The 13,156-nt window shown below is 70.7% G+C and carries 11 protein-coding genes; 4 read left to right on the plus strand and 7 right to left on the minus strand.

Annotated features, from left to right (window positions below):
* Positions 1-95: 95 nt before the first annotated feature.
* From A6048_RS11485 to fabG, 5 genes are all read right to left on the minus strand, one after another.
* The gene (locus A6048_RS11485; protein ID WP_107746555.1) at positions 96-2,222 is read right to left on the minus strand and encodes a beta-ketoacyl-[acyl-carrier-protein] synthase family protein; all 2,127 of its coding nucleotides are present in this window, start codon (positions 2,220-2,222) and stop codon (positions 96-98) included.
* Positions 2,223-2,271: 49 nt separating this feature from the next.
* Positions 2,272-3,345, minus strand: a complete 1,074-nt coding sequence (locus A6048_RS11490; RefSeq protein WP_107746554.1) for a glycine cleavage T C-terminal barrel domain-containing protein — start codon at positions 3,343-3,345, stop codon at positions 2,272-2,274.
* Positions 3,342-3,818, minus strand: a complete 477-nt coding sequence (gene fabZ, locus A6048_RS11495) for a 3-hydroxyacyl-ACP dehydratase FabZ (RefSeq protein WP_107746553.1) — start codon at positions 3,816-3,818, stop codon at positions 3,342-3,344. The genes A6048_RS11490 and fabZ overlap by 4 nt, the downstream gene beginning before the upstream one ends.
* Entirely contained in the window at positions 3,818-4,117 is a 300-nt protein-coding gene (locus A6048_RS11500) for an acyl carrier protein (protein WP_107746552.1), read from the minus strand. Before A6048_RS11500 ends, fabZ begins: the two co-directional genes overlap by 1 nt.
* Positions 4,118-4,242: 125 nt before the next feature.
* Positions 4,243-4,989: a 3-oxoacyl-ACP reductase FabG gene (fabG, locus tag A6048_RS11505; RefSeq protein WP_107746551.1), complete on the minus strand. Its 747-nt coding sequence runs from the start codon at positions 4,987-4,989 to the stop codon at positions 4,243-4,245.
* 149 nt (positions 4,990-5,138) lie between these two features.
* On the opposite strand from fabG, the gene A6048_RS11510 reads away from it, so the two are divergent.
* Positions 5,139-6,869: an FAD-dependent monooxygenase gene (locus A6048_RS11510; protein WP_107746550.1), complete on the plus strand. Its 1,731-nt coding sequence runs from the start codon at positions 5,139-5,141 to the stop codon at positions 6,867-6,869.
* Positions 6,870-6,954: 85 nt separating this feature from the next.
* Here the strand turns inward: A6048_RS11510 and A6048_RS11515 are convergent, their stop codons facing one another.
* Both A6048_RS11515 and A6048_RS11520 read right to left on the minus strand, forming a co-directional pair.
* The gene (locus tag A6048_RS11515) at positions 6,955-8,547 is read right to left on the minus strand and encodes an AfsR/SARP family transcriptional regulator (RefSeq protein ID WP_107746549.1); all 1,593 of its coding nucleotides are present in this window, start codon (positions 8,545-8,547) and stop codon (positions 6,955-6,957) included.
* The gene (locus tag A6048_RS11520; protein WP_107746548.1) at positions 8,544-9,761 is read right to left on the minus strand and encodes a macrolide family glycosyltransferase; all 1,218 of its coding nucleotides are present in this window, start codon (positions 9,759-9,761) and stop codon (positions 8,544-8,546) included. Before A6048_RS11520 ends, A6048_RS11515 begins: the two co-directional genes overlap by 4 nt.
* Before the next feature lie 263 nt (positions 9,762-10,024).
* Between A6048_RS11520 and A6048_RS11525 the strand changes: the two genes are divergently transcribed.
* From A6048_RS11525 to A6048_RS11535, 3 genes are read left to right on the plus strand one after another with little or no spacing between them, the layout of a single operon-like run.
* The gene (locus A6048_RS11525; RefSeq protein ID WP_235027371.1) at positions 10,025-10,666 is read left to right on the plus strand and encodes a dTDP-4-dehydrorhamnose 3,5-epimerase family protein; all 642 of its coding nucleotides are present in this window, start codon (positions 10,025-10,027) and stop codon (positions 10,664-10,666) included.
* 20 nt (positions 10,667-10,686) lie between these two features.
* Positions 10,687-11,997, plus strand: coding sequence for an NDP-hexose 2,3-dehydratase family protein (locus A6048_RS11530; protein WP_107746547.1), 1,311 nt, complete (start codon positions 10,687-10,689; stop codon positions 11,995-11,997).
* A 25-nt stretch (positions 11,998-12,022) separates the two neighbouring features.
* Positions 12,023-13,132: a DegT/DnrJ/EryC1/StrS family aminotransferase gene (locus A6048_RS11535; protein ID WP_107746546.1), complete on the plus strand. Its 1,110-nt coding sequence runs from the start codon at positions 12,023-12,025 to the stop codon at positions 13,130-13,132.
* Positions 13,133-13,156: the final 24 nt, after the last annotated feature.

Consider the following 13,156-nt stretch of genomic DNA (forward strand, 5'->3'; position numbering starts at 1 on the left):
CTCGGCGAGATCGAACGGCGTCTGCGTGTCGGTGTCGGCGTCGCGGCCGGTGTCGGTGTCGGCGTCGCGGCCGGTGTCGGTGTCGGCGGGGGTTCTCACGGCCGCCCCAGCACCACGGTGCCGCGGACCGAGCCGGGCGCATGCGCGTGGACGACGGTCGTTCCCGCGCCCTCCCGGGAGATCCGCTCCGCGGCAATGACCACGTCGAGTGCCGCGGTCACCGAGCCGCACCTGCCGGTCACCCCGGCGGTGGTGACGGACTCCATCCCCGGGACCAGCTCCGCGCCGTCCCCGTAGACCGCGTCCAGCCCGGTCAGATCCGCCCCGGCGACCGTGCGCCCGAACTCCTCGGCGGCGGTGGACCCCACGCCCTCACCGACGTGGCGGCTGGCGATGATCCTGGCGTAGGGGGTCGCCCCCCGGTCACGGGCGTGATCCGCGGACTCGAGGACGATGGCCGAGGCTCCCGTGATCCCGGTGCCGTCGTCCACCTCGTCCGCGGCGACCACAAAGACCACCTCGGCCTTCCCGGCCCGGATGGTCTCGATCCCGCACTCCATCGCCAGGGTCGCCGAGGCCTCGCCACCGCACACGGTGGTGGTGGGGCCGCGGAACCCCAGCGCCTGGCACACCGCGCCGCCGGTGGCGTTGAGGACGACGTTGGAGAAGCTGTGGATCGCGGGGCTGTTCGGGTTGGCCAGGACACTGTCGTCGTAGTCGCCGACGCTCTCGCGGGACCCTGATTCGGTCGCGTACATCACGCCGACGTTCTCGAGCTCGTTGCGGCGCAGTGCCAGTGCCGCGTCCTCCCAGGCCAGCCTGGAGGCGGCGATCGCGAGTCTGGACAGCGAGTTGGCCTGCCGCCACATGGTGCGCGGTGCGAAGGCCCGGCCGGCGAGATCGGGCTGCGGCGTCACCCCGGAGTCGGGGCCGGTCGTATCGCCGGCGACGACAGCCGAGAAGTCACCGATCCCCACTCCGGCTCCGGTCACCGGACCGAGTCCGGTGATCACCACCTCCCGCTCCGGCAGCTCCGCTCCCGGCCGGTTCTCGTCCGGGGCGCGCAGGACCACGGCGACGTTGTTGCCGCCGAACGCGTAGTTCGTCGACACGACGGTGTCGATCGGCATGGACCGCGCGGTGTTGGGGACGAAGTCGAGGGAGCTGTCGGCGGTGGGACTGTCGGTGGCGTCGTCGTCGAACCCGATGGTGGGCGGCGCGGTCTGGTGCATGATCGCCAGGACCGACGCGACGCCCTCGATTGCGCCCGCCGCCCCGAGCGTGTGCCCGAGGAAGGACTTGATCCCGCTGGTGGGGACGCTGGACGCGCGATCACCGAAGACGTTGCGCATCACCTTGCGCTCCATCGCGTCGTTGGCGGGCGTCCCGGTCCCGTGGCCGCACACGTAGTCGACGTCGTCCGGGCCCAGCCCGGCGTCGGCCAGGGCCCGCCGCACCGCCGAGGTGCCACCGCGGCCGGTCGGATCGGGGGCGGTCGCGTGGTAGGCATCGGCGGAGAGTCCGTACCCGGCGACCTCAGCCAGGATGGTGGCGCCGCGCTCACGCGCGTGGTCGAGGCGTTCGACGACGAGGAACGCCGCCCCCTCACCCAGGTTCAGCCCCGTGGACGCGCTGTAGGGCCGGCACGGTTCGGTGCTCAACGCACGCAGACCCGCGAACCCGGCGTAGGTGCCGAACTGCAGAGGGTCCACCCCGCCCGCGAGCACCACGTCCGCCTCCCCGGTGAGGAGCTTGTCCCGGGCGAGCCCGATGCAGTTCCCTCCGGCCGCACACGCGGTCGACAGCAGGACCCGCGGCCCGCGGGACCCGAGCTGCTCGGCCACGACGTCCGCAGTCTTGTGGATCTGCTGGTACCCGCCGTCCGCGGTGGGGGTCCCCTGGCACTTCCCGAGGACCAGGCCGACGCGGTCGGGTTCCGGCCGTGCCCGGTCCAGCCCGGCGCCCTCGTACGCCTCCCGGGCCGCCGCCACCGCGAGCGCGGCAGTCCGGTCGATCCCGGGTAGCCCGGCACGAGCAGCGGCCATGAACCACTCGTCCGGGACCCGACCGGCGAACCGGGCGTCGAACTCCGCGAACGGCCCGGTGGTGGCCTCGTCGATACCGGATCTTCCGCCCATCAGGGACGTCCAGAACTCGGTCGTGTCACGGCCGGCGGCGCAGATCACGCCGACACCGGTGACGACCACGGGTTGCGGTGCCATCGAGATTTCCCTCCACAGGATTGGTGACGACCCCCGGGGCCGTCCGGGTTCAGACGATCGGGATGGACCAGCTCTTGGGGGTCACGTACGGGCTGGTGACCGTCTCCGCGGGCGCATCGGCCACATCGAGCACCAGGCCGGCCGCAGCGAGGTCCCGGTCGAGGCGCGCGAGGCCCAGGACCCGTCCCGTGCCGTAGCTCTCCACGGCGTGGACGACCTCCCCGACGGTCTCGGTGCCCGCGGTGACCGGGGTGCCCGCGGCGGGGACGTCCCCGTCGGTGATGAAGCCCACGGTGCGACGGCCGCCCTGCGCCCCGAACTCCGCGTCGACCGCACCCCGACCGACGAACGACTCCTTGGTGATGTCGACCAGCCAGCTGGTGCCGCTCTCGATGACGCCCACCCCACCACCGGTCTCGTGCCGGGCGACGGGCTGGCGGACCTCGAGCATCGCCAGCTCGTAGGCGTCGTTGCCGACCGGCGTGGCCTCGGCTGCGGCCAGTGCCCACAGCTCCGCCGCCCGGTCCACGGGCACGATCATCTTGTAGCCGTATTCCCCGGTGAAGCCCGAACGGGCGAACAGGACGTCCACGTCGGACCAGATGGCCTCGACGACCGAGTCGAGCGGCAGCGCGGCCAGCTCGTTGTCGATCAGTCGGCCGATCACTCCCCAGGAGTACGGGCCCTCGATGGCGATGACGGTCCGCTCGCCACGCAGGTCGGTGATCTCGACCTCGCCGGTCGCCCGGGCGCGCAGGTGATCGAGAAGGCGCGTCCCCCCGCCGACGGATGATTCGACGATCGCGCCGTCGTCGTGGCCCCAGACCACAACGACGTCAACGATGTGCCCGTCGTCGTCGAGGACCAGGCTGGTGAGCGTCCGCTCGGGGGTGAGGAACTCGACGTCGCGGGCCAGGACGTCCTGGAGGAACCCGGGCGCGTCCCGGCCAGCCACCAGGATCAGGGCGGCGCCGCCCAGGTCGACCAGTCCGGCGCGGTCGCGGAGGCTCGAGTACTCGGCGTGGCTGTCCTCGTACTCGCTCACCACCACGGAGTCGCCGACCAGTTCCGTCACGGCGTCGTCCGGGTGGACGGTGGACAGGGGGGTGATGAAGGTGCTCATGAGTGTCCGTTCGTGGGTCGTGGGGAGGGATCGGAGATCGAGAGGACGCCTTCGGCCGCGACCGAGTCACCGATCCGGGCGGAGACGCGGTACTCGGCGAACCCCCGGCCACCAGCCGAGCGTTCGCTCCTCAACAGGAGGGTGTCGCCGGGGACGACGGGGCGGCGGAAACGCATGGAGCGGACCCCGGCGAGATAGCTGACCGGCCCGGCCCCGGCAAGGGAGAACACGACTCCCGACAGCTGCGCGAGGCTCTCGATGATGACGACACCCGGCAGGACCGCCTGGTCGGGGAAGTGCCCCTGGAACCACATCTCCGTGCTCGTGACGTTCTTGATACCGGTTCCGTAGGTACCCGGTTCGATCTCGGTGATCCGGTCCAACAGGAGCATCGGCCACCGGTGCGGGATCCGCTCACGGATCTCGTCGCAGTCCATGGCCACCTGGCCGGTCCGGATCCTGGTCGACGTCATCACACCGGCTCCGGGACCCGGATCAGTTCCGGCCGGACGGTCTCCGCCAGGCGCGAGACTGACCCGAAGACCGTCATCTCGCTGTCGTACAACGCCACGTCGAACTCGGCCTCGATCGCCACGTAGAGCTCGAGGACATCGAGACTGTCCAGTTCCAGACCACGACCGAACAGCGGCTGGTCATCGGTGATCCACGCGGGGGCGATCGGGAGGTCGAGACGCTCGACGATCATCTCCTTGATCTGGTCACACACTTCCCGGCGGAGGCGGGCGGTCTCACGGATCTCGTCGATGTTCACAAGTGCTCCTTGCAGTGTCGGGTTCGGGGCTGTCGGGGTCGGGGCTGTGGAGTTCGAGGCTGTGGAGTTCGAGGCTGTGGAGTTCGAGGCCGTGGGCTGTGGGGTCGGATCAGTCCGAGAGCGGGTCATTCGAGCCCGCCGCCGTTCGCCACGAGGACCTCGCCGGTGACGAACGAGGCCTTGTCCGAGGCGAGGAACGCGATGATGTTCGCGATCTCCTCCGGGTACCCCATCCGGCCGAGCCTGATCCGGTTGGCGTACCCGTTCCTCAGGTGGGCGGGCACGGCGCGGGTCATGTCGGTCTCCACGAAGCCCGGGGCCACCGCATTCGCCCGGATGCCGTGCCTGGCCCCCTCGAGGGCGAGTGCGCGGGTGAACGCGATGATGGCGCCCTTGGAGGCCGCATAGTTGGTCTGTCCGGGGAATCCACCGTCGAGGCCGCTGGCCGACGAGACCGTGACAATGGCGCCGGCACGCCTGGCCTGCATCATCCGCATGGCCTCGCGACAGACGTAGAAGGTGCCGTCCATGTTGACGGACATCGTCTCGCGGTACTGACGGGTGGACATCCCCACCAGATGGCGGTCGTTGGTCACGCCGGCGCTCGTGACGGCGATGTCGAGCCGACGGTGGTCGGCGCGGATCTTCTTGAACAGATCCCGGACCGAGTCCTCCTCGGTGACATCGCACTGGACGGCCTCCGCGGTCCCGCCCGCCTCGGCGATCTCGGAGACCGTCTCCTGGGCCGAGCCCGCCGACGCGGAGTAGTTGACCAGGACGTGGACGCCGCTGCGGGCGAACTCCTTGGCCGCCGCGCGACCGATCCCACGCGATCCCCCGGTCACCAGGGCTACGGCACCGTCGCAGAACATCCGCAGACCACCTTTCTGTCCGGTCTCTCGGGCCGCGATGGTCCACCGCGGCTGTCGGGTCCCGACGCTATCGACGCGGTCTATCACCTCGATATCACCGGGCTTTCATCCCGTTGACCTGCGCGGTTACACCCTGAAAGGTCGCCTGTATGAACTTCGACCCGGGCGCCGGCCCCGATTCACCGCAGATCGTCGACGTACTCGTGGTGGGGGGTGGACCGGTCGGACTCGCGACTGTGGTCGAGCTCGGCCGGCGGGGGATCTCCACTGCGCTCGTGGAGCGTCACGACTCGACCTCGGTGTTCCCCAAGGCGCGCCTGCTCACGACCCGGACCATGGAACTGTGCCGCGAGTGGGGAGTTGAGCAGGAGGTGGAGGCAGCGGGCATGCCCCGTGAACTCAGCCTCGCGCTCGGCATCGGTAGGACCCTCACCTCACCGGACTTCAGGCACGAGGTCGCCAGGATCTCCGAGGACAGATCCCAGAGCCCCACCTATTCGTACATCTGCACGCAGGACCGGTTCGAGCAGATACTCCACCGCCTGGCCGTGGCGACACCCCACTCCGAACTGCACTTCTCCACGACCTGCGACCGGGTCACGGATCACGGCGACCACGTGACAGCCGAGGTGACCGGACCGGAGGGTGCGCGAACCATCCGCGCCGAGTACGTGGTGGCCGCCGACGGGCACCGCAGCCCGACCCGGCGCGGTCTGGGTATCCGCACCGACGGCCCACCGCCGCTGGGCCACATGCTCGCGATCATGTTCGACGCGGACCTCGGTCCGCTCCTCGAACACCGCCGCGGCGCGCTCTACTTCCTCCACGGCGACTTCTACTGTGTGATCGAGTCGGTGGACAACAGCCGCACCTGGACGCTTCAGACGGCCTACGATCCGGAGCTCGGTGAGGGACCGCAGGACTACACCGACGAGCACTGCACCCGGTTGGTCCGGGCAGCCGTCGGCGTCGACGACCTGTCGGTGGGCATTCTCGGCCGGATGCCCTGGACGCAGCAGGTCTTCGTGGCCGAGTCGTTCCGCTCGGGGCGGGTCTTCCTGGCCGGGGACGCCGCTCACGTCGCGACCCCCCAGGGTGGGTTCGGGATGAACTGCGGGCTCCAGGACGCCCACAACCTGGCGTGGAAACTCGCCGCGGTACTGCGGGGTACGGCGGGACCGGGACTGCTGGACAGTTACGAGGTGGAGCGTCGACCGATCGCCCAGTGGACCGTGGAGGAGAGCCTGCGCAACGCCGTGATCACCCTGGACATGATGGAGGACCGGCTCACGGTGGCCGAGGCGGGCGACCTGCAGGCTCTCCGGCGTCGTTCGGAGGGCCTGGTCCTCGGGTACCACTACACCTCGGACGCGATCGTGCCCGACGGGTCCCCGGCACCCGATCCGGAGGACCCGTACCTCACCTACGTCGCTACCACCCGCCCCGGGCACCTGCTCCCCCATCTGCCGCTGCCGTCTCAGGTCGACGCGGACAGCCCGGTCGGCCCGGTCAGCCACGACGACCGCGACGGCCCGCTCGACCCGGGCGGCCCCCGGTCGACGAAGGACGTGATCGCCCCGGGGTCTCTCACGTTGATCACGTCCGCCGGCAGCGACTGGGGGTCGGTCGCCGGACTCGCGGCGGAGTCCACCGGCGTGGGGATCGAGGTGGTGGAGATGACTACAGACCCGGACCCCGGCACCCCGGACGGGCCCGCGTGCCCGTCGTGGCCGGAGGTGTCCGGAGTGGGAGAACACGGAGCGGTACTGGTGCGCCCCGACGGGCACGTGGCCTGGCGGGCTCCGCACCGCGCCGACGGGAGGGTCCTCGAGGCGGCGGTCCGGTCCGTGATGGCGCTGCCGGAGCCCGCCGGGGTGTGACGTCACCGGGTCCGCCCGGGTGTGTGACACCGGGTTCTCCGGGGTGTGACGTCACCGGATCAACCCGAGCGGGCCCGGGACCGGATCAGCGCGACGCGGCCGACGCGTACTCCCGGGCCACGCCGCACACGGTCCCCTCCGGGCGGTCCCCCACGGCGACGGCGACCACGTCCGCCGCGGAGGTGGCCCCGCGGTCGACGGCGCGGACCACCAGGTCGCGGAGCTCGCGGGGGCTGCCTCCCGTCGCGTCGTGCAGGGCGGACAGATCGGCGGGATCGGTCGCCCTGGACCCTCCGGTCAGGCAGTTGACCAGGTCGAGGCAATCCATCTCGTCCATGGGTTCGATCGGTCTGCGGCGGAAGTCGGTGTGCGCGACGAGCCCGGGCAGCGGCCCCCTGGCGGTGACGATGACCTGGCACCCCGGTGAGGCCGGGAGCAGCGGGAGCACCGCGTCGACCGAGGGGGCATCGTCGAGCACCAGGAGGAGGCGACGGCCGGCCAGACGAGAACGGAACACGGCCGCCATCTCACCGACGGTCGACGGGAGGTCGGACTGCGGCACGTGGAGATCGCGCAGGAACCGCGACAGGTGTCCGTGGGTCGTGCTGCCCGGTTCGCCGAGGTCCACGTAGAGCTGGCCGTCGGGATGGGCGTGGGGGCGACTCGAACCCCAGTAGGCGGCGAGCGCGGTCTTGCCCACGCCGGGGTCGCCGGTGAGGAGCACCCCGCGCGGCCCCCGGTCCCGGTCGCGACCGGTCAGGTCGGAACCGATCAGTTCGGAGTCGAGCAGTTCGGAGTCGAGGAAGGCCAGGTCGTCCGCGCGTCCCACGAAGTGCCGGGGCGTCATGGGCAATTGCCTGGGGTGCTCGGGCCGTGGTGGCGGCCGCATGGCCGGCACGCGCGGGGAGGGCACCCGGTCCTCGAGAATGTGCTGGTGGAGCCGGGTGATCTCCGGGCCGGGTTCGATCCCGATCTCCTCCTGCAGGAGTCGCCGCCCGTCTCGGAACGCGTCGAGCGCGGCGGCGCGGTCCCCGCACCGGTACAACGCGAGCATCAGAAGTGCCCTCAGCTGCTCCCTGGTCGGCTCGTCGGAGACGAGCTCCTGCAACTCGCTGACCACTCGTCGATGACGTCCCTGACGGAGCTCGAGATCCAGGCAGGACTGGAGGGCCTCGAGTCTCTCCTCGCCGAGGCGGAGCGCGTCACCGTGCAGTGCGTGGAACTCGGTGAGCGGCTCCCCTCGCCACAGTCCGAGTGCCTCCCGGTAGGAGTCGACCGCCTCGGGGTCCGTCGCGGCGTTGCGAGCGCAGGCGAGGGTCTTGCGGAAGACCTCGGCGTCCACCCGGATCCCCGCGCCGGGTGAGAGTCGCTCGTCGGCGCCACGGAGCCTGTACCCACCCGGGGAGGTGGCCACCACGGTGCGTCCGTCCACCCCGGCGTTGGTCAGTGTGCGCCTCAGCCGGGAGACGCAGGTGCTGACCTGCGCCCGGGCGGTCTCCGGTGGGTCGGCCGGCCAGATCACGTCGATGAGCCGCTCCGCCGTGACCCCGCTTCCCGGAGCGAGGGCCAACGTCGACAGCAGGGCGCGCTCCCTGGCTCCACCGATGTTCACGAGGTGATCGTCCACCCGGACCTCCAGCGGCCCCAGGACCCCGATGGTCAGCGAGGTGGCGGTCATGTCCGGCTCGCGACCGTCGGAATGGCCGTCGCCGCGTCGATCACCTCGGCCGCGCGCTCGGTCCCTCCCGCGCGGGAGATCCGCTCCGCGATCTCGGCGGCGGCGCGCCGGAAATCCGTTCCGGCGACCCGCTCGACCGCGTGCCGGAGGCGGTCGGCGTCGAGTTCTGCGAGGTCCAGATCGAGTCCCACGCCGATCTCCTCGACCCGCCTGCCCGTGACGCGGTCCATCGCCGAGGTCGCGGTGACGACCATCGGGGTCGCCGTGGCCAGTGCCTCGAGCACCGTACCCATGCCACCGTGGGTCACGGCCACCTCCGCGTGGGCGAGCACATCGATGTGCGGGACCCAGCGGCGCAGCTCCACGTTGCCGGGAACGTCGTCGAGTTCCACCGGATCCAGGGCGTCGGCCGTCGTCATCACCACCCTCCACCGCGTGTCACGGAACGCCTCCATGCAGATCCGGAACACCTCCGGGTGGTCGTTGAACACCGCCCCGAGTGAGACCAGCGCCAGCGGACGGGAGTCGTCCCCCGCCTGCCAGGAGCCGAGGAACGACCGGTCCCCGAGACACGGGCCGACAAAGGTGAACTCGCGGCCGAAGGTCTCCCCCGCCGGTTGCAGCTCCCGCGGCATCGTCACGATCGTGGGTTCCTCGGCGGCCCACCACAGCGCGGCGGGGTCCTCCTCGACCCCGTGTGCGGCCAACACCTCCGCCACCTCCTCGAGGAACGGGTCGATCCAGCTCGGGGCGGCTTCCGACTCCGGCAGCGCTCCGCCGTGCTCCTCGGCCCCGATCGCCCGGAGGTAGGAGTAGTGGGCGTTGGAGGCGAACATCGGTACGAGTTGGACCGCCGGGATGTCCCACACCCGGGACAGGACACGACCGCAGAACAACACCGAGGTGTCGTAGACCACCACATCGGGGACCTCGGTGACGAAGGCGGCCCGCGCGGCGTCGAGCATGAGCGAGGACTCCCGGAGGAGCACCGACATGAGGTAGTCCAACTCCCCCGCGCTCCGACCGAAGTCGTGGTCGCGGTACTCCGAGGCGTACTCGAGCACCTCCGCGCCGGCCTCGCGAGCGATCGCGGCCGTTCTCGGCCCGGTCAGATACGAGACGCGGTGGCCGCGCCGCAGTAGAGCACCCACGACCGCGACGGTGGGGATCACGTGACCGTGGTCGGGGTGGACCACGTAGAGGACGTGTGCCATTCGTCGTTCTCCGTCCGGGGATCGGCTCCACGGCACACGCGGGGCGCACGGCCGTCCGAACTCGTTCCCGACCGACGCTATCCACGAGCGGAGAGCGCGCCGACCCCTAGCGACCCCTAGCAACCGGGGTTCGAGAGGCCGCCACCCCGGTCGCGGCGCGGCCCCACCCCACTCCGACCCCACTCATCGGCCCGCACCGTTGCGACCCGGGTGTCCGGCCGCGCACGCTGGTCCCGACACGGAAGAGATCGAGGTGCAGTGCCGTGAGTACACGACCGTTGGGCATCGAGGGAGCCCACGTGGTGATGCCGCCACGATTCGACGACGAGCGCGGGCACTTCTCCCCGTTCCTCCTCGACTCGCAGCTGCACGAGATCGGTGCCGACGGGATGTTCGCACTACGTCAGGGCGCGACGAGCGTGTCCCGCGCCGGAGTGGCCCGGGGCATCCACTTCACCCGGACACCCCCCGGGACCACCAAGTACGTGATGTGTACCGCGGGGCGCGTCAGGGATTACCTGGTCGACCTCCGGGTGGGGTCCCCGACCCGGGGCGTCGTCGAGAGCGTCCTCCTGGACGGCCACGATCTCACGTGCCTGCTCATCCCCTCGGGCGTGGGGCACGCGTTCCACAGCCTGCTCGACGGCTCCCGGATGGTCTATCTGATGTCGGGGGAATACGTACCGGAGGACGAGCTCGCCGTGGACCTCTACGACCCGGAGATCGGCCTGGACCTGCCCGATCCCCGGGAGGTGGTGCTCTCGGAACGGGACAGGAACGCCCCGTCGGCGGCGGAACTCGAGGCATCGGGAATGCTCCCCGACTACGAGGAGAGTCTGCGCGCCGACGCCATGGCCCGAGGCTCGACGGCCGATCGGACGCCGGCGATCGGGTCGGCCCTGTGAGCCCCACGGGGTCCCGGCGGATGCCCGGGTTCGAGACCGTGGACGAGGTCCTGGGATGGCTCGACGTGCAGCGCGAGCGGATGACCATGACGGCGCGGCCGGTTCCGCTGGAGGACCTGCGGAACTGGCACCTCGACCCGGTGAGCGGCAACCTCGGCCACGAGTCCGGGAAGTTCTTCTCCGTCGAGGGCGTCCGCGTCACCGACCCGGCGGGCCCGGTCCCCGCCTGGGACCAGCCGATCATCCATCAACCGGAGGTCGGGATCCTCGGCATCCTCGCCGACCGGAGTCGCATCGGCCCCACCCGGTTCCTCATGCAGGCGAAGTTCGAACCGGGCAACCCCGGTGGGGTCCAGCTCTCGCCGACCGTCCAGGCCACCCGGAGCAACTACCTCCGCGTCCACGGTGGTCGCCCCGTCCCCTATCTCGAGCACTTCCGCGACGTCGATCCCGAGTCGGTGCTCGCGGACGTCCGCCAGTCAGAACAGGGCGCCTGGTTCTTCCGCAAACGGAACCGGAACATGATCGTCGAGTCCCGGGACGCCATCGAACCGCGCGAGGGCTTCTGCTGGGTGGGCCTCCCGTTGCTCCTGCAGCTGCTCCACGTGCCCGATCTGCTCAACATGGACGCCCGCACGGTGCTCGCCTGCGCGCCGCCCGAGGCGCTCGCCGGGGTGGAGACGGTCGGCGGAGGAGCGCGGTCGGGCTCACTCTCGTGGATCACCGACCAGCGGACGGGCACCGAACTGACCGCCGAGTTGATCCCGCTCAACGAGACAGCTCGGTGGCGCCTCGACGACGGGATGATCCGCCATGACAGCGGGGGCCACTTCACGATCCTCGGCGTGGAGGTGACCGCCACGGGGCGAGAGGTCTCGTCCTGGCACCAGCCCATGCTCGCCCCGACGGGGCCCGGGATAGTCGGGGCCCTGGTGACCCGCGAGGGCGGAACCGTGAGCGTGCTGATGCGCTCGCGCACCGAGCCGGGCTGCACCGACGGAGTGGAACTCGGCCCGACGGTGCAGTGCCAGCCCGACACCCTCGAGCGCCATCCCGAGCGCCTCGCACCGCCGTTTCTCGACCGCTTCCTGTCCCCCGAGCCCGGGTCCGTCCGGTTCGACGTGGTCCAGTCGGAGGAGGGCGGCCGCTTCTACTTCGCGCGCAACAGGTACATGGTCGTGGAGATCGACGGCCGGCTGTCCGCCCCCGCCGGATTCCGGTGGTTCGGCCTCGACGAGATCTCGGACTTCATGCGGCATTCCTTCTACCTCAACGTCCAGGCCCGCAGCATCGCGCTCTGCCTGACGAGCCTCGTCGCCGCCCACGCGTGACGTCCATCGACGAAAGGACCGGATCATGACCATCGGGGTGTGGGGATACCTGGGGGAGTACCACAGCGAGAAGGACGACATCCTCGACGCCGTGGAGACGGTGTTCGCCTCCGGACGACTGGTCATGGGCCCGAGCGTCGAGGCCTTCGAGCAGGAGTTCGCCGGATTCCACGGGGTGGGGCACTGCGTGGGCGTCGACAACGGGACCAACGCCCTGGTGCTGGGCCTGCGCGCGCTCGGTGTCGAGCGGGGCGACGAGGTGATCACCGTGTCCAACACCGCGGCACCGACCGTTGTCGCGATCGACGCGGTCGGTGCCCGTCCGGTCTTCGTGGACGTCCGGGAGGAGGACCACCTCATGGACGTCACCGCCGTCGAGGCCGCGATCACCGATCGCACAGCCTGCATCGTCCCCGTGCACCTCTACGGGCAGTGCGTCGACATGACCGCGCTGATGAGCCTGGCCGACTCCAGGGGGGTCCCGGTCCTCGAGGACTGCGCCCAGGCTCACGGCGCGCGGCAGCACGGCCGTCTGGCGGGAACCTTCGGACGGGCGGCCGCGTACTCCTTCTATCCGACCAAGGTCCTGGGCGCCTACGGCGACGGCGGTGCGGTGATCACCGACGATCCCCAGGTGGACGCCGAGCTGCGGCGACTGCGCTACTACGGGATGGAACGGACCTACTACGTCGTCCAGACTCCGGGACACAACAGCCGCCTCGACGAGGTCCAGGCGGAGATCCTCCGCCGCAAGCTGGGCCGCCTCGACGCCTACATCGACGGACGGTGCGACATCGCGCGCCGGTACCGTGAGGGCCTCGGCGACACCTCCCTGGTGCTGCCCGGGCAGGCCGTGGGCAACACCCACGTCTACTACGTACACGTGGTGCGGCATCCCGACAGGGACCAGATCATCGACGAACTGGGCCGGTGTGGGGTCTCGCTGAACATCAGTTACCCGTGGCCGGTGCACACCATGAGCGGATTCCGGCACCTCGGGGTCGAGCGGGGCTCGCTCCCGGTCACTGAGCACCTCGCGGAGCAGATCTTCTCCCTGCCCATGTACCCGTCGCTCCCGCCGCGGGACCAGGACCGGGTCATCACCGAACTGCGCAGGGTGCTCGGCGCCGGGTAGCGGCCCAGCCTCCACCCGGCGAGC

Origin of the sequence: Dietzia psychralcaliphila, assembly GCF_003096095.1 — a bacterium.
Lineage (GTDB): Bacteria > Actinomycetota > Actinomycetes > Mycobacteriales > Mycobacteriaceae > Dietzia > Dietzia psychralcaliphila.